At 40.3% G+C, this 16402-nt stretch carries 17 protein-coding genes; 1 reads left to right on the forward strand and 16 read right to left on the reverse strand.

What is annotated here, in order from left to right:
• Positions 1–104 precede the first annotated feature (104 nt).
• The gene (locus tag Q4600_RS09470; RefSeq protein ID WP_303515668.1) at positions 105–677 is read right to left on the reverse strand and encodes an aminodeoxychorismate/anthranilate synthase component II; all 573 of its coding nucleotides are present in this window, start codon (positions 675–677) and stop codon (positions 105–107) included.
• Positions 678–951: 274 nt separating this feature from the next.
• Between Q4600_RS09470 and Q4600_RS09475 the strand changes: the two genes are divergently transcribed.
• Positions 952–2220 carry a hypothetical protein gene (locus Q4600_RS09475; RefSeq protein ID WP_303515671.1) on the forward strand — a complete coding sequence of 423 codons (1269 nt, stop codon included), beginning with the start codon at positions 952–954 and terminating at the stop codon, positions 2218–2220.
• A 105-nt stretch (positions 2221–2325) separates the two neighbouring features.
• On the opposite strand, the gene Q4600_RS09480 is transcribed toward Q4600_RS09475, so the two are convergent.
• The 15 genes from Q4600_RS09480 to Q4600_RS09550 form a co-directional block, all read right to left on the reverse strand.
• Positions 2326–2799, reverse strand: a complete 474-nt coding sequence (locus Q4600_RS09480; RefSeq protein WP_102529208.1) for a ClpXP protease specificity-enhancing factor — start codon at positions 2797–2799, stop codon at positions 2326–2328.
• Complete coding sequence (gene sspA, locus Q4600_RS09485; RefSeq protein WP_102529207.1) at positions 2799–3428, reverse strand: stringent starvation protein SspA; 630 nt, start codon at positions 3426–3428, stop codon at positions 2799–2801. Before sspA ends, Q4600_RS09480 begins: the two co-directional genes overlap by 1 nt.
• A 96-nt stretch (positions 3429–3524) precedes the next feature.
• A complete protein-coding gene (locus tag Q4600_RS09490) occupies positions 3525–4223 on the reverse strand; it encodes a cytochrome c1 (protein WP_303515674.1) in 699 nt (232 codons plus the stop codon).
• Positions 4223–5437 carry a cytochrome bc complex cytochrome b subunit gene (locus Q4600_RS09495; RefSeq protein ID WP_055024957.1) on the reverse strand — a complete coding sequence of 405 codons (1215 nt, stop codon included), beginning with the start codon at positions 5435–5437 and terminating at the stop codon, positions 4223–4225. The genes Q4600_RS09490 and Q4600_RS09495 overlap by 1 nt, the downstream gene beginning before the upstream one ends.
• Positions 5437–6027: a ubiquinol-cytochrome c reductase iron-sulfur subunit gene (gene petA, locus Q4600_RS09500; RefSeq protein WP_055024958.1), complete on the reverse strand. Its 591-nt coding sequence runs from the start codon at positions 6025–6027 to the stop codon at positions 5437–5439. Before petA ends, Q4600_RS09495 begins: the two co-directional genes overlap by 1 nt.
• A 399-nt stretch (positions 6028–6426) precedes the next feature.
• Positions 6427–7317: a protease modulator HflC gene (gene hflC, locus Q4600_RS09505; protein WP_102529204.1), complete on the reverse strand. Its 891-nt coding sequence runs from the start codon at positions 7315–7317 to the stop codon at positions 6427–6429.
• A gap of 3 nt (positions 7318–7320) precedes the next feature.
• On the reverse strand, positions 7321–8478 hold the full coding sequence (hflK, locus tag Q4600_RS09510) for an FtsH protease activity modulator HflK (RefSeq protein WP_102529203.1): 1158 nt from the start codon (positions 8476–8478) through the stop codon (positions 7321–7323).
• Between the two features lie 33 nt (positions 8479–8511).
• On the reverse strand, positions 8512–9831 hold the full coding sequence (gene hflX / locus Q4600_RS09515; protein ID WP_102529202.1) for a ribosome rescue GTPase HflX: 1320 nt from the start codon (positions 9829–9831) through the stop codon (positions 8512–8514).
• A gap of 19 nt (positions 9832–9850) precedes the next feature.
• Positions 9851–10111, reverse strand: coding sequence for an RNA chaperone Hfq (hfq, locus tag Q4600_RS09520; RefSeq protein ID WP_102529201.1), 261 nt, complete (start codon positions 10109–10111; stop codon positions 9851–9853).
• An 89-nt stretch (positions 10112–10200) separates the two neighbouring features.
• Positions 10201–11127 carry a tRNA (adenosine(37)-N6)-dimethylallyltransferase MiaA gene (miaA, locus tag Q4600_RS09525; protein WP_102529200.1) on the reverse strand — a complete coding sequence of 309 codons (927 nt, stop codon included), beginning with the start codon at positions 11125–11127 and terminating at the stop codon, positions 10201–10203.
• 1 nt (position 11128) lies between these two features.
• Positions 11129–13066, reverse strand: a complete 1938-nt coding sequence (gene mutL / locus Q4600_RS09530) for a DNA mismatch repair endonuclease MutL (RefSeq protein ID WP_303515687.1) — start codon at positions 13064–13066, stop codon at positions 11129–11131.
• 3 nt (positions 13067–13069) lie between these two features.
• Positions 13070–14377: an N-acetylmuramoyl-L-alanine amidase gene (locus Q4600_RS09535; protein WP_102529198.1), complete on the reverse strand. Its 1308-nt coding sequence runs from the start codon at positions 14375–14377 to the stop codon at positions 13070–13072.
• 24 nt (positions 14378–14401) lie between these two features.
• Complete coding sequence (gene tsaE / locus Q4600_RS09540; protein ID WP_303515689.1) at positions 14402–14860, reverse strand: tRNA (adenosine(37)-N6)-threonylcarbamoyltransferase complex ATPase subunit type 1 TsaE; 459 nt, start codon at positions 14858–14860, stop codon at positions 14402–14404.
• A gap of 173 nt (positions 14861–15033) precedes the next feature.
• A complete protein-coding gene (locus Q4600_RS09545) occupies positions 15034–15489 on the reverse strand; it encodes a hypothetical protein (RefSeq protein WP_229371226.1) in 456 nt (151 codons plus the stop codon).
• A 678-nt stretch (positions 15490–16167) separates the two neighbouring features.
• Positions 16168–16402 (reverse strand): hypothetical protein (locus Q4600_RS09550; RefSeq protein WP_303515691.1); only part of this gene is annotated, 235 nt, incomplete at its 5' end.

Below are 16402 nucleotides of genomic sequence, written 5' to 3' on the forward strand. Positions count from 1 at the left end.
CGCCTAAACGTTAAAAAGTTTGGCAAGTACTTTTATTATTGGCCTTTTATATCACAAATAATGACAATGTTTGTGGGGATTTATCGCTTAAGTTGTAACAGAAGTTAGCATCGAGTCAGAAAATTATTCAATAGTTCATGACCTTGCTCAGTTAATATCGCTTCTGGATGAAATTGCACACCATAAATTGGCAAACTTTTATGACTCATTGCCATGATTTCTCGTCCATGAATGGGATCATCAAACCAGGCATCTAATTGAAACGATTCAGGCAAAGATTCAACTAGCAGAGAATGGTAACGCGTGACAGTTAACGGCTGATTTAATTGCTGAAATAAACCTAATTCGTTATGGGTTATTGCGCTCGTTTTACCATGCATAACCCGTTGCGCTTTTATCACGCTAGCCCCAAATACCTGTGCAATCGCTTGGTGACCTAAGCACACGCCCAATAATGGTACTTTACCCGCAAAATGCGCAATGGCAGCAAGTGATATACCCGACTCGTCTGGAGAACACGGACCAGGCGAAATAATCAAATGACTTGGATTAAGCGCTTCAATTTCACTGAGAGTAATTTGATCATTTCTTTTAACCACGACTTCATAACCTAAGCGCTGAAAATACTGCACTAAGTTAAAGGTAAATGAATCATAATTATCAATCATTAACAGCATTAAACATCCCAACTTCAAGGTGAAATTTGCACGAGTGTGGTCTTGTGAACTCATCGGTTTGCAAAAGATTCCAAACTCAAACCATTATAAAGTTGATTAATAATCAACAGTCACTCTGTAGATAACCAACCAAAGGGTACAAGCCGCGGATAATATCATAGCTTAGTAGCCCACTTAAATTTTTAGCACTCTGTATGATTTATTTCAGCTGTAACGTTTCGTTGCTAGGGTATAATACGGCTCAATTTACTTTATTTGTCTTCTGGGTTTCAACATGCACAGCCACAAACAACAAATCGACAATACCAGCTTATATTTCATAGGTGATGTCTATGGCCGCTTAGATAAATTGAATGACTTACTCTCTGAAATTGATTTTGATATTGAAGATCCAGAATCAAGCATTCAATTCGTAAAACTGGTGTTTTGTGGAAACTTAATTGCTGCAAATGAAGCTGAAAACATAGAGCACATTGCATTATTGTCATTTGTAAAAGAGTTAGTAGATAAAGGCCATGCTTTTTGCTTGCTGGGTAGCAACGAATTTGAAGCAATAGGATGGAGTAAGCATCACCCCATTACGGATACGCCCTACTTACCTAATGGTTCTACTGAAACCAATAAGTTAACACCGCTATTCTTAAAAGAATTCGCTCAAGGTGATGAGCAGTTGTTCCAGTGGATTGACTGGTTTATGGCATTACCGATTTATCTCGATTTTGATCATATTCGGGCAATACATGCATGTTGGGACGAAACCGTTATAAGCCAACTTAACCCTTATCTATGTTTATCAACTCAAGAGTCTACATCTACGATAAACACTGATTCAGACAAAGGCGGTAAAAATGCTTTGTCTCAACAGTTTTGGCCTGCTGCATTTGATGAGACACATCCGTTATCAGCAATGATGACTTCGTGTCTCAACTATACTGTTCTGGAATTAATTGAACACCATCCACACCATCAGTTATCGACACCTGTCGTAATTGGCCATTACCCCCAAGACAGCTTCCCTGACATTCAAAATGAGCATTTAGTTTGTGTTAACTACAACGCAGCGGTAGGCGATTATCCGTTAGTTAGCTTTGCTTGGCATCAAGGCCGTAAAAAGTCGATTGAGGTAAGCGCCTCTGAGAGTGCTAAATTAAGTTTAGGTGAGTTTTGTTTCATCGATCAGCCCTCAGCAGAAGAACATATTGCTGACGGAGTTGAAAACTTGCTAGCAGGCTTAGTGGAATTATTGCCAAAAACTGAAATCAGTCACACAAAATCGGAGCAATTTAAATCACAAGTGGCTGATTGCATCTGCGTAGATTGGGATCCATTAGATCTAAAACAACACATGCATAATCATCATGCTTATCGTCAATTAATCGAGCCAATTGCTTTGCTTGCACTCGCTCAAGATTCTGAACAACTTTGTGCCTATTTGGCCATAGTCGCACGTTATCAATTAGAAACTGACAATGACAATCTAGAGAACCGCAGCTTAAAAGTCGCGTTTAAATTGACTCGGATGGCAAAATCTTATCTCGACTAAATTAATAGTTTACTTCAACAATCATTTTTAGTGAGACAGAAATGAAAAAACCAGTCACTCATTTGCGACTGGTTTTCTTATGAACCGAACTGACACATTACATCGTTACTTGACGACGGTTAAATGTGCACGTCCTTTTGGTTTTTCAGAATTGCTTGTAGGCTTTTCTTCTGTAACGTCAGCTTTATCCGTTGTTTCAACTGCAGAGAAAGAGCGTGGTGCTGGAGCTAAATCTTCCGATTCATCTTCAGGCATATAAGCATCTTCCATATCAAACACAGTCCCAGCACCGTTTTCGCGCGCATAAATCGCAACGATTGCAGCCATAGGTAAAACAACTTGCTGAGGCACACCACCAAATCGAGCATTAAACTCAACAAATTCATTGGTCATTTGTAAGTTGCCCACTGCACCGCCAGCAATATTAAGCACGATTTGACCGTCCTTAACAAACTCTTGAGGTACCTGTGTGCCCTTTACAAATGCATCCACAACAACATGTGGGGTAAAGTGGTTATCCATCAACCACTCGTAGTAAGCCCGCAACAAATATGGACGGTTAGGTGTAATCGCTTTCATTACATACCCATGCGCATTTCGCGCTCAACCTCAGTTAACGATGCTTTAAATGATTCACGCTCAAAAATGCGTGTCATGTAAGCATGGATATCTTTAGATGTACGAACATCTAAGTTGATACCTAACTCAGGTAAACGCCATAATAACGGACCTAAGTAACAATCAGCTAAGCCAAATTCTTCACTCATGAAGTAAGGCATTTCAGCAAATACTGGCGCTAAAGCAACTAAGCTTTCAGTTAACTCTTTACGAGCTGCGTCAGCTTTTTCACCTTTACGGATACGATCAACTAGTACATACCAGTCTGTATCAATACGGTGCATCATTAGACGGCTTTGGCCACGAGCAACCGGGTATACAGGCATCAATGGAGGATGAGGAAAACGCTCATCTAAATATTCCATAATGATACGAGATTCATACAGCACTAATTCACGATCAACTAGAGTCGGTACTGAGTTGTATGGATTAACATCCAATAACTCTTGAGGTTTCTCACTAGGTTCTACCTGCAATACATCAACAGTTACACCTTTTTCAGCCAAGACGATACGTACTTGGTGGCTATATAAATCATCGGCACCAGAAAAAAGTGTCATGATAGAGCGTTTGTTGGCAGCTACAGCCATTGTTACCCTCCAGTAAAACGGAAAAAACAAAACAAACGAGGGGCAAAGCCCCTCGTTTAAAGTATGCGAATAATGTATTTTACCCGTTATTCGTGTCTAGTGCACATCTTTCCAGTATTCTTTCTTCAACAAATAAGCAACGATGAAGAAAATAAACAAGAATCCGAGTACCCACCAGCCTAAAGCTTCGCGCTCTAATTTTACTGGATCTGCAGAATATGCAAGGAAACCAGTGATATCGCGAACGGCTTGGTCATACTCTTCAGCGTTCATAGAACCGCCAGTCGTCACAACAGTGCCATCTTCTTGCTTAACAGGGATACCCTGTAAATCTTCAAGAACGTGAGGCATGCCCACTAATGGGAATACTGTGTTGTTCACACCAAATGGACGGCTTTCATCTTTATAAAAACCTTTAAGGTATGAATAAACCCAGTCTTGACCACGAACACGTGCAACTAGCGTTAAGTCAGGAGCCGCTCCACCAAACCACTTTGCAGCATCTGCAGGTGGAATCGCGTTTTCCATCAACTCACCAACTTTAGCATCGGTAAACATGTACTTTGTACGCATGTCATCAACTGAAATACCTAAATCTTCAGCTACACGACCATAACGTTGATATTGAGTACTGTGACAGCCAGAACAGTATTGCTGAAATAAATTCAAACCACGTTCTAACGACTCTTTATCATGTAAGTCCACATTGGCACTTTCTAAATGAACATTGCTGCCACCTGCTGCGATAGCAAGTGATGGTAACAATGTAACTAATGCAATTAATAACTTTTTCATTAGTGCGTCACCCTCGTAGGAACCGGTTTTGTCTTTTCATTTTTACTGTAAACCCACAGCGCAACGAAGAAGCCAAAATAAGTAAGTGTAAAGATACGAGCTGCAATAGTTAACGTTGGTGTTGCTGGTACAGCACCTAAGTAACCAAGGATTAAGAAAGACACAGTAAATTGTGCAATGTTAATCTTGTGGATTAGACCACGGTAACGAATAGACTTCACTTTACAGCGATCTAGCCAAGGTAGAACGAACAATACCGCAATCGCAAGACCCATACCGACAACACCTAATAGCTTGTCAGGGATCGCACGTAAGATTGCGTAGAACGGAGTGAAATACCAAACCGGAGCAATATGTTCAGGAGTCTTCATTGGGTTAGCCGCTTCGAAATTTGGCTTTTCAAGGAAGTAACCGCCACCTTCAGGCATAAAGAACAATACGTAACAGAACACGATTAAGAAACCGGCTACGCCCATAATGTCTTTTACTGTGTAATAAGGGTGGAAAGGAATAGCGTCTACTGGCCATCCGTTTTCATCTTTATTCTTCTTAACTTCAACACCGTCTGGGTTGTTTGAGCCCACTTCGTGTAATGCAATTAAGTGAAGGAAAACAAGTACAACAAGCACTAATGGCAAAGCAATAACATGCAATGCGAAGAAGCGGTTTAGCGTAGCGCCAGAAACAACATAGTCACCACGGATCCACAATGTTAAGTCATCACCAATAAACGGTATTGCACCAAACAAAGAGATAATTACCTGTGCGCCCCAGTAAGACATTTGTCCCCAAGGAAGCAAGTAACCCATAAAGGCTTCAGCCATTAACACTAGGAAAATCAACATACCGAATAACCAAAGTAGTTCTCTTGGCTTTTGGTAAGAACCGTAGATAAGACCACGGAACATATGCAGATAAACCACCACAAAGAACGCCGAGGCCCCAGTGGAGTGCATATAACGAAGTAACCAACCGTATTCAACATCACGCATGATGTATTCAACAGAAGCAAACGCGCCTTCTGCTGTTGGCACGTAATTCATGGTTAACCAAATACCAGTCAGTAGTTGGTTAACTAAAACAAGTAGAGCTAATGAACCAAAGAAATACCAGAAGTTAAAGTTCTTTGGAGTTGGATATTGACCAACGTGACGATTATAAGTCGCCGTCATTGGGATGCGAGCATCAATCCAATCAACGATATTCTTAACCATTATGCAGCTCCTGTGTCTACACCGATGAGTACCGTGCCGTCATCAACATATTGATGTGGTGGTACAACAAGGTTTAATGGCGCAGGTACACCTTGGAATACACGACCAGCCATATCAAACTTAGAACCATGACATGGGCAGAAGAATCCAGCCGTAACACCTTCGACTTGCTCGCCAAATGAATCAGGCAAATAAGTTGGTGAACAACCTAGGTGAGTACAAATACCTACAGCAATGAAAAACTCAGGCTTAATTGAACGAGCAGGGTTAGCTGCATATTCAGGCTGTTGTAATTCTTCAGAGGCAGGATCGCGTAATTGACCATCTAATTTTGGCAGTTCACTTAGAATTGCATCTGTACGACGTACAACCCATACAGGTTTGCCACGCCATTCAACACGAATTAATTGACCTGGTTCTACTTTACTAATATTAACTTCAACCGGTGCACCTGCAGCTTTCGCTTTAGCGCTCGGATTCCATGACTTGATAAAAGGCACCGCTACAGCGACGGCACCAGCTCCACCAACTACGGCGGTTGCGGCTGTCAGGAATCTGCGGCGTCCGGTATCGACTGGCGCATTGCTCATCCACTTATCTCCCAGAGGGTGTTGGAATTCTTATATTTTAATAACTTAGCAACATTAGAATCACTAATCGCTAAATCTATACTTTGAGGCGGGGCTCATTATAGCGAAAAATTAGAACCAGATCATAGTAAAACACACAACTAAGTTGCGGGAATTGTATGTTTTTTTTAAGGCGCACAAAAAACAACCAAGCATTTTGATACTTTTTAGAGAATATATGCTGAAGTGAATTTTATAACTTACTGTTAATTAATAAAATTTAATGAAATACTTTGCTTCTAAATTAGTCATAGCTGATTAATTAAGCCAAAGTGCAAAAAATTCAATTTGTTTATATAAAAAGTCGCAGACATAAAAAAACCCGGTAATAACCGGGTTTTTAATCAACTAAATGACAATTTACTTACCATCAATTGATTTCATATACTTAAAGAAGTCACTATCAGGTTCTAGAACCATCACATCACTGTTGCCAGCAAAACTTTCTTTGTAGGCTTCTAAGCTACGCAAAAAACCATAAAATTCAGGATCTTTGTTATACGCATCTGCATAAATTTTAGCAGATAGTGCATCACCTTCACCTCGAACAGTTAACGCTTTACGTTCAGCTTCTGCAACTTTAACCGTTACATCAGCATCAATCGTTGCACGAATGATTTCAGATTGCTCTTTACCTTGTGCACGATGCTCTTTAGCAACAGCTTGACGTTCTGCTCGCATACGCTGGAAAATACTGCTACTCACGTTAGCAGGTAAATTGATTTGCTTAACACGAACGTCAACCACTTCAATACCCAAATCCTGTGAGCTTTCAGCTGCATTTTCTAAAGCATCATTTTGCAGTTCATCACGTTTGCCAGAAACAATTTCTTTAATGGTGCGACGACCAAACTCAGTACGTAAATCATTGTTAATTTTACGTTGTAGCAAGTCTTCTGCAGTTACGATGTTACCGCCACCTGTTGAAAGGTAGAAGGTTTCAAAGTCGTTAATACGCCATTTAACGTATGAATCAACCATCAAATCTTTCTTTTCAGAAGTCACGAAACGGTCAGCTGCGCCATCTAGAGTTTGAATACGTGCATCAAGGTATTTAACCTTATCGATAGCAGGTATTTTAAAATGGATCCCCGGTGCAAGCACACGAGTAACAGCTTCGCCGTTGACATCATCTTTTAAAATTTCACCAAAACGCGAAACAATGGCACGTTCGCCTTCATTTACGACCATCAAAGATGAAAAACCAATCCCTAAAAGGATGACTAAAATAATCAGTCCAAATCTACCCATGAGTTAGTCCCTCCCTTGGCGAGAACGAGCTTCGCGAGTTTGGCGGCCATCAAGCGGCATTGAAGAACCAAACGAATTATTTGAAGGAGTATTGATATGCGTTTCCGCTACAGGCTCAACCACTTCACGTTTAGTTTGATTATCCATCATTTTATCTAAAGGCAAATACATTAAGTTACCACTGTTTTTGGTATCAATAAGTACTTTATTCGTGTCAGCCATGACTGCTTGCATCGCATCTAAATAAAGACGCTTACGAGTCACTTCTGGTGCCATTTCATACTCAGGCAATAACTGTTCAAAACGCGCTACTTTACCTTGAGCTTCTAACACTTCACGCTGTTTATAAGCGCTAGCATCTTGAGCCATACGTTCTACTTGACCACGCGCTTTAGGTTCAATTTCACGTGCGTAAGCTTCAGCTTCACGAATGAATCGTTGCTCATCCTCTTGCGCAGAAATCGCATCATCAAAGGCATCTTTTACTTCTTCAGGCGGACGCGCAGGCAAGAAGTTGACGTCTTGAATTGATAAACCTAATTTATATGGTTCAAGAATACGTTCTAGTTCAGACCAAGTATCACGACGAATTGCATCACGACCAGTGGTCAAGATGTCATCCATAGTGTTATGTCCAATCACATAACGTAAAGCACTATCTGTCGCTTCTCTTAAACTTGCATTGGCATCAACAGCGCTGAACAAATACAAATAAGCATCATCTACGCGGTATTGAACATCTAATTCAACTTTAACCAAGTTTTCATCAGATGTTAGCATGCTGCCAGAAGATGGAATTGATCGAACTGCTTTGATGTTCACAGGGAAAACTTCATCAATAAAAGTCGCTTTCCAATGTAAACCAGGTCCAACTTCGCCAGAATGTTGACCGAAACGTAAGGTCACCCCACGTTCAGCTTCTTTAATGGTATAAAAACCTGAAGCCCCCCAAACCAACAAACCAATAACTAAAACAACAATAATGCTGGTTGAGTTAAATGAAGGACTTGACGATCCACCTGAACCACCTTTACCACCGCCAAAGCGCTTTGAAAGATTACGAAATACTTCGTCTAAATCTGGTGGGCCTTTATCGTTACCGTTTTTGTTTCCCCAAGGGTCTTTATCTTTTCCCTTGTTACCGGGCTCATTCCAAGCCATTTAGCACTCCATAAGTGGATGAAATAAATGTTATTAGCAAGTAACGTCTACTGCTGAATCTTCAAGTGAAGATTCAGAGATAAACGTCTCTAATTCGCCTTGACTCTGTTTTGTTAATCGGCGCCAATTGGCTTCCGACAAACGAACAGACAAAATACAGTTCCCCAGATCGTCATACTCTTTCTGCTGTATCGCGTCCAGTCCATAAAACTGACCAAGATAATGCCCAGCCGTCGCTGGTATTTTCAATGTTTGCTCTACAATCACTTCACCGATTAACTCGTTGATAGCCTGTAATAGCAATTCAAATCCAATTTGTTTTTGTGCAGATACCCAAACTCGTTCAGGCATCCCCTCATCGTCGTAATCGATTCGAGGTACAAAGTCTTCCAATAAGTCGATTTTATTACAAACGACCAGTTGAGGAATAGTATCTGCGTCAATTTCTTCAAGTACATTTTGCACTTGTTCGAAATTTTCCGTCATATTTTCATCAGCACAGTCTATGGCATGCAATAACAAGTCAGCTTGACGAGTTTCTTGCAATGTAGCTTTGAAGGCTGCGACTAAATCATGAGGTAAATGACGAATAAACCCAACGGTATCCGCTAAAATGACGGCACCATCAGGTAGATTTAGTTTACGCAACGTTGGATCCAACGTGGCGAATAACTGATCCGCTGCATAGACTTCTGAAGCGGTTAACGCATTAAACAAAGTTGACTTACCCGCATTGGTGTAACCCACCAATGACACAGTTGATAAGTCACTGCGTTTACGCGATCGGCGGCTTTGTTCACGTTGCTTGTCTACTTTATCAAGTCGACGATTAATACTCTTAATTCGCCCACGCAACAAACGTCTATCGGTTTCGAGCTGGGTTTCCCCAGGTCCTCGCATACCAATACCACCTTTCTGTCTCTCCAAGTGAGTCCAACCACGAATAAGGCGAGTCGACATGTGGCGCAATTGCGCTAGCTCCACTTGTAACTTACCTTCGTGCGTTCTCGCTCGTTGAGCAAAAATATCTAAAATCAGTGCTGTCCGATCTAATACTCGGCATTCACAAATTTGCTCTAAATTTCTTTCTTGTGCAGGACTTAACGCGTGATTAAAAATCACCACATTTGCTTCAGTAGCTGCCACCATTGCGGCTAACTCTTCAACTTTACCTGTACCAACAAAAAACTTTCGATCAGGTGAACGACGGCTTCCGGTAATAACACCAACAGAGCGAGCTCCTGCTGATTCAACTAATAATTGTAACTCAGTTATGTCTTCTCTTCGGTCGTCATCAGAAAAGTCAATATGTACAAGAACTGCGGTTTCACCCGCTTCATAGCGATCAAACAAGTAGCAAACTCCTTAAATATTATTCTGATGCAGGTGCTTCATCATGCTGTGTATGAGTACTTTGAGCTGTCACATTAAATGGACGCGCAGGTACTACAGTCGAAATAGCATGTTTGTAAACCATTTGGCTTACTGTATTTTTTAACAAAATAACGAATTGGTCGAATGACTCAACTTGTCCTTGCAACTTAATACCATTCACTAAATAGATTGAAACTGGTACACGTTCACGACGCAGTGCGTTCAAAAATGGGTCTTGTAAAGATTGCCCCTTAGCCATTTCGATTTCCTTTTTTTTATTTTCAAAATAAATTTTTTGAATAATGTTTTATTGTTTAGTTTGAGTATTATACAGCAACGGCGAATAATCTAGCTCGAATGTCGTATAAGTGTAACTAAATTTCCTTCGGCTCCACTTTCAAGCCAATTTAAGTCTGGCCAACTTCTCAACCATGTTAATTGACGTTTAGCTAATTGCCTAGTAGCTGCAGTGGCTTTTTCTATCAAAGTATCATAGTCAAATTCTTCATCTAAATACTGCCAACACTGCCTATAACCAACGCAGCGCATAGAAGGCATGTCTAAATGCAAATCGCCTCGGGATTTTAATCGCTCAACTTCCTCGATAAAACCCTGTTCCATCATCAGTTTAAATCTTTTCGCGATTAATTCATGTAATACTTTTCTATCAAGTGGTGCAATAGCAAATTGAACCACATCATATGGTAACGCCTCTGACTTAGTTGCTGTCAACTCAGTCATTGTCTTACCTGTTATTCTAAAAACTTCTAAAGCACGAGAAAGTCGCTGCGGATCATTAGGGTGAATTCGCTCACCCGCTACAGGGTCAACCTCGCAAAGTTGCTGGTGTAACACATCCCAACCAAACTCTTCTGCTTCTTTAATTATTTCAGCTCTAATATCGTCATCAGCCGCAGGAAGCGGAGATAACCCTTCAAGTAGTGCTTTAAAGTACATCATGGTGCCACCGACAAGTAATGGGGTCTTACCACGAGCAATAATTTGTTCTATTTCAATCAGTGCATCACGTCTAAAGTCTGCAGCCGAATAGCTTTCACTCGGATCTAATATATCAATTAAACGATGCGGTGCTAATGCTAACTCATCAGCATTAGGTTTAGCTGAACCAATGTCCATTTGACGATATATCAGCGCAGAATCAACTGAAATAATTTCACAGTTATGCTTTTGCGCCATTTCAATGGCTAAAGATGTCTTGCCTGAGGCCGTTGGCCCCATCAAAAACAATACTTTAGGTTGTTTAGCTTGGTTCACATTAATTCTCTTCTAACCAGGTTTTCCATGGTAACGACTTTGCTTGTGACTCAAGGCTCAATTTCTGTTCGTTATCTAATTGACTGTATTTAAACCAAATCTCTGATGCTGCTGTAAATGATTGCGTTTGGTGTTTTGCAATCCACAGTGATAATGCTTCATCTGAAGGAGTTTCTAATTTAATCCAGTTTAATAGTTCTGGAATTAATACAGCTAACTGGCTGTCTCTCAGATATGGGGGCACATTCTTTATTATCAACTGTTGGTAGCGAATTGATAGGGTTAATCCTAGTCTGCGCAGTAATATATCTCGTTCTTCCAGTAATGCTTTCCAATCCACATCAGCTTGAATTGACACAGGCATCAGCAAAGGCTGCCCCACTAAACCAGTGTTAATTTTAGAAAGTATTTCATTTTTTGTAACAATAACTGACACTTGCGATATATCGAGCAAGAGTAATTGGCTTTCTTTGGCCATCACCCAATATTGACCATCTAATAAAGGCGGCATGGTATTAACAACTGAAGTATTAACTTCATTAATTTGTGTTAACGATGCATTTTCTTTATTGGTTTGTAGTAATTGACCATAATTTGCTATCGCAGTGGGTGTCACTTCTGCAGAGTCAATGGCCCTGGCATTACCACCTTGAGAACCACCATATTGATGACCTTGTGCCGGTATCGACATGCTACCAAAGCGATTATTACTCACCTCTCTAGGCTGATATTCCTTATCACTATCGGTATGGTTGGCACCTATTTGGGTTAAATATGCACTCGCTTGAGTTCCTTCTCCACGATACAAATCCCCCTGATGACGCCCATTCTGATGTGGATTATTTGCCTGAGCATGTGACGATTCATGGGAGTCGGTAGTTGTAATACTTTGCCCATTTACATTCACACTATCTGAAAAGTGACCTTCAGGACCGATCGCCAATTCAGAAATCTGCTCAAGTACCGACTGCAAAGCCTGAAGTATAAAATCATGAACTAAACGGTTTTGATGAAACCTGACTTCATGTTTTGCTGGGTGAACATTAACGTCAACTTGATGCGGGTCAATCTCAAGCATCAACACATACCCAGGTTGATGCTGAATATTAAAACGACCAAAAGCTTGTTTAACCGCATGGTTAACTAGTCTATCTCGCACTAGTCTGCCATTGACATAAAAGTAGCAGCTATCGGTAACATGCGTATCACTTGGAGACTGTAAATACCCTGATAGTGTCAGACCATCATGCTCACACGATAAGTGCAGCGCTTGCTCAGCAAATCCGCGCCCACAAATTTGCCCCAAGCGTTGCTGATACTGGATTTCGGTATTTGCAGGTCGATATTGGCGCACCAATTTACCATTATGCGTTAGGGTAAAATGCACATCGGTTCTAGCAATCGCAATCCGTTTAAGCCACTCATCAATATGGGTAAACTCAGTCTTATCACTTTTTAAAAAACGTCTTCTAGCGGGGGTATTAAAAAATAAATCCACCACGTCGATGGTTGAGCCTTTTGGGTGTGCAGCTGGAGTAATTTTTACATCCATTTGCGAGCCTGCAGCGTTTGCCTGCCAAGCTTCTGATTGTTCAGCAGGCTTTGAAGTTAAACTCAGGCGCGCAACAGAGCTAATACTCGCTAGCGCCTCACCACGAAAACCAAAACTTAAAATCGCTTCTAGATCATCTAGCGAGTGAACTTTGGATGTCGCGTGACGTGATAAAGCTAATGCAAGTTCATCTTTTGCAATGCCTTTACCATTATCTCGAATACGGATTAATTTACTGCCGCCTTTATCAATCTCGATATCGACGCGCGTCGCTCCAGCATCTAAGCTGTTTTCGACGAGCTCTTTAACGACTGATGCTGGTCTTTCAACGACTTCACCTGCTGCAATTTGGTTGGCAAGTTGCGGTGGTAGAATTTGAATTGCCATAGTTTATGCCCTCGGAATGACCAGCTTTTGGCCTATTCGTAATACATCGGACTTTAAGTTATTACTTTTCTTGATGCTGGCGACACTGACTTTATAACGCTGGGCAATCACAGATAATGATTCACCGCTTCTTACCGTATGCTTCACATTACTTGTCTTTGCGAATGCAGTACCTGCAGGCGGGTTGGCCTCAAAATAGTTCACCACCCCTTTGTGAATCGCATTGGCTAATTTCTGCTGGTGATTGCCATTTAGTAACTGTTTCTCTTCTTTTGGATTAGAAATAAAGCCTGTTTCAATCAAAATTGAAGGAATATCTGTTGATTTTAATACTGCAAAACTTGCTGATTCAGGTTTATTTTTATGCAGCTTAGTCACTTTACCTAAGCCTGATAAAATATCAGTCGCAATACTGTGGCTTTCCGCCATTGAATGATCCATCGACATATCAATCAAGGTCATCACAAGGTACTGTTCACTATCAGTGTTTTGAATAATGTCGCCCACTCCACCTAACAGCTCCGAGTGTTTTTCTTTATCTTCAAACACACGACCAATTTCAGTATTTGCACGGCGTTTAGACAATACCCAAACTGAAGCACCTTTAGGGTGAGGTGTCGTAAATGCGTCTGCATGAATAGATAACAATAAATCCGCTCGGCTATTTCTTGCTAACTCGGAGCGTTGGTTCAAGTTAACAAAGTAGTCACCACTTCGGGTCATTACCGCTTTCATACCGGGCGTTTCATTAATCTTGCGTTCGAGTCTTTTTGAAATAGCTAATACGACTTTTTTCTCAAAGGTCCCTTTAGGACCAATAGAGCCAGGATCTTCACCACCATGGCCAGCGTCAATGGCAACAATCACATCAGTTGATCGCTTACTCGTTTGCACCACTTGCTTTTTAGCTGCTGGCTGGTTAGCAGAATTATCTAAATCGACCACTAATCGATTGCCGTAAGGCGCTGTTGGTGTCAAAGAAAATAAACTCGCCTTAACCGGAGACGCCAACTCTAAAACCAAACGTAGGGTGCCTTTTTTAGGCGGAGAACTGAGTCGAACTTTATTAATCAGCTTGCTATCTTTGGCTAAATTATCAAATTTCACTTTTGTGGAAGCATCTTTGAGATCGATAACCAAACGCTGAGGGTTTGTTAGCGAGAAATGACTATATGATGGCGCTTTCGATAAATCAAAAACGACCCGGGTAGAATTGGGGGCATCCCAAATGCGGATGCTATCTAATTTATTAGCTGCATCAACTGTATATGAGAAGCTAAGCAACAATATAAACGCAAAAAATCGAGTCATTTTATCTTAAGTCTTAAGTCATTATTATTTTAATTTATTGACGATGAACTGCCCTGAAGGTGTCAGTCCAGTAATTTCAACTTGTCTCTGCTCACCTTGATAACTCAAATGAATCGCAAGATCAGCTGCTGGCAGTAAACCATGCCCTCTATCAGGCCACTCTACGATACTGATGCTTTTTTCAGTAAAATAATCACGGATCCCCATGTACTCAAGCTCTTCAGGATCGAGTAAACGATATAAGTCAAAGTGAAATACTTCCATATCTTTTAACTCATAAGGCTCAACCAGAGTATAAGTCGGACTCTTTACATTACCTTCGTGACCTAAACTTTGAATTAGGCCACGACTTAACGTCGTTTTACCCGCACCTAAGTCACCGGTTAAATATATCACCAAAGGCGCTGAAACCCAGAGCGACAAATCAATGCCTAATTCAATTGTAGCTTGTTCGTCTTGAAGATTTTTTGTTATAGAAGTCATGTTAACTTACCAGCACTTGAGGGATTAATCATATAAAAAGTATCATTTCACAGAGATTAAATACGCTTAACTGTAATATTACCCGATTTAAACAGCTGAAAAAAATAGAGCCAGCTTAATAGCTGACTCTATTTGGAAATATTAACATAAAATAGAAATGGGCAAAATATCTGTTAAATATCTTCCATTCTTAATGCACTATGCACGAGTCTTTTTTGTTGAGTTCGTTCAACTCTTACCAAGTCTAGTAAAGCCTCTTTAATCTCTGTAACTGCAGTACTGTTAGCAGTCTTTTCTATCAGTCCAATTAATCTATTTTCTAAATCAAGATGCAGTTCGAGTACATCATCTTCATTCATGTTGGCAGCTAGAGTTGAGTCATCGCAACGCTTTTTAAAGTCTTCGAAAGTGATATCTTTGTACCAAGTATCCAGCATCCGCGTTGGTGCTTCATCAATGTAATCTTCAATACTGTCATGCACATGTTGTTGATGTTGTTGCAAATACTCCAACATCATTTTTACTCGAGTCGAATCAGCATTGCGCTGTAATCGGCTATAGAGTTGTTTCATGTCTAAACGTGACTTAGCAATAAACTCAAGTAACTCACTTAGTTGTTGGATACGTATCATAAACACTCCACGGTATCTGCATTCTCTTGCAGCTAATAAATTAGTTTGTAAAAGCTTGTATTTATTATGGTTGAAAAATCACAAGGAATATTTGAGCAAGCTCATATTTTACATATAAAAGACAGGTAAATTAGCAAATATGAAATAAACAGACATTAAACCTGTTAAATCCAGCCTACGTGTTCATTAAATCTAAAGAAATTTTTAATTCGGGGTATAACTAAAGGAAATTAGCTGCGACCTGATATTTTCAACAAGCATGGTTTGAACTGATGACCTATACCTTGGAAAAATAAAGGTATCACTATGCTAAAAACGCAACTGAGCTAATTGTTAAATAAGGAGGGTTTCTTGCAAGAGGTATTACTGAAAGAAGTTTGGAGCGACCTAATATTTTCAACAAACGTGGTTCGAACTGATGGCATATCCAGAAAAGATATAGTTGATTTACTTTTTGGGAAGTTTGGAGCGACCTGATTTTCAAAAAGAGTGGTTCGAACTGATGACCTATACCTTGGCAAAATAAAGGTATCACTATGCTAAAAACACAACTGAGCTAATTGTTAATTTGAAAGTTTACTTGAGATAAAACAAAGAGGAAGTTTGGAGCGATCTTATATTTTCAAAAGAGTGGTTCGAACTGATGACCTATACCTTGGCAAAATAAAGGTATCACTATGCTAAAAACGCAACTGAGCTAATTTTTAAATAAGGAGGGTTTCTTGCAAGAGGTATTACTGAAAGAAGTTTGGAGCGACCTAATATTTTCAACAAGAATGGTTCGAACTGATGACCTATCCAGAAAAGATATAGTTGATTTACTTTTTGGGAAGTTTGGAGCGACATATCAGGTTCGAACTGATGACCTATACCTTGGCAAGGTATCGCTCTACCAACTGAGCTAATGTCG

This window comes from Shewanella sp. 2_MG-2023 (genome assembly GCF_030548905.1).
GTDB classification, from domain to species: Bacteria; Pseudomonadota; Gammaproteobacteria; order Enterobacterales; family Shewanellaceae; genus Shewanella; species Shewanella electrodiphila.

Excerpts from the sequence above, each read along its gene's own strand:
- Q4600_RS09535 (WP_102529198.1), bottom strand. The coding sequence starts at position 14,377 with ATGACTCGATTTTTTGCGTTTATATTGTTGCTTAGCTTCTCATATACA.
- Q4600_RS09490 (WP_303515674.1), bottom strand. The coding sequence starts at position 4,223 with ATGAAAAAGTTATTAATTGCATTAGTTACATTGTTACCATCACTTGCT.
- mutL (WP_303515687.1), bottom strand. The coding sequence starts at position 13,066 with ATGGCAATTCAAATTCTACCACCGCAACTTGCCAACCAAATTGCAGCA.
- Q4600_RS09475 (WP_303515671.1), top strand. The coding sequence starts at position 952 with ATGCACAGCCACAAACAACAAATCGACAATACCAGCTTATATTTCATA.
- Q4600_RS09470 (WP_303515668.1), bottom strand. The coding sequence starts at position 677 with ATGCTGTTAATGATTGATAATTATGATTCATTTACCTTTAACTTAGTG.
- Q4600_RS09480 (WP_102529208.1), bottom strand. The coding sequence starts at position 2,799 with ATGAAAGCGATTACACCTAACCGTCCATATTTGTTGCGGGCTTACTAC.
- hfq (WP_102529201.1), bottom strand. The coding sequence starts at position 10,111 with ATGGCTAAGGGGCAATCTTTACAAGACCCATTTTTGAACGCACTGCGT.
- hflK (WP_102529203.1), bottom strand. The coding sequence starts at position 8,478 with ATGGCTTGGAATGAGCCCGGTAACAAGGGAAAAGATAAAGACCCTTGG.
- petA (WP_055024958.1), bottom strand. The coding sequence starts at position 6,027 with ATGAGCAATGCGCCAGTCGATACCGGACGCCGCAGATTCCTGACAGCC.
- Q4600_RS09495 (WP_055024957.1), bottom strand. The coding sequence starts at position 5,437 with ATGGTTAAGAATATCGTTGATTGGATTGATGCTCGCATCCCAATGACG.
- tsaE (WP_303515689.1), bottom strand. The coding sequence starts at position 14,860 with ATGACTTCTATAACAAAAAATCTTCAAGACGAACAAGCTACAATTGAA.
- hflC (WP_102529204.1), bottom strand. The coding sequence starts at position 7,317 with ATGGGTAGATTTGGACTGATTATTTTAGTCATCCTTTTAGGGATTGGT.
- sspA (WP_102529207.1), bottom strand. The coding sequence starts at position 3,428 with ATGGCTGTAGCTGCCAACAAACGCTCTATCATGACACTTTTTTCTGGT.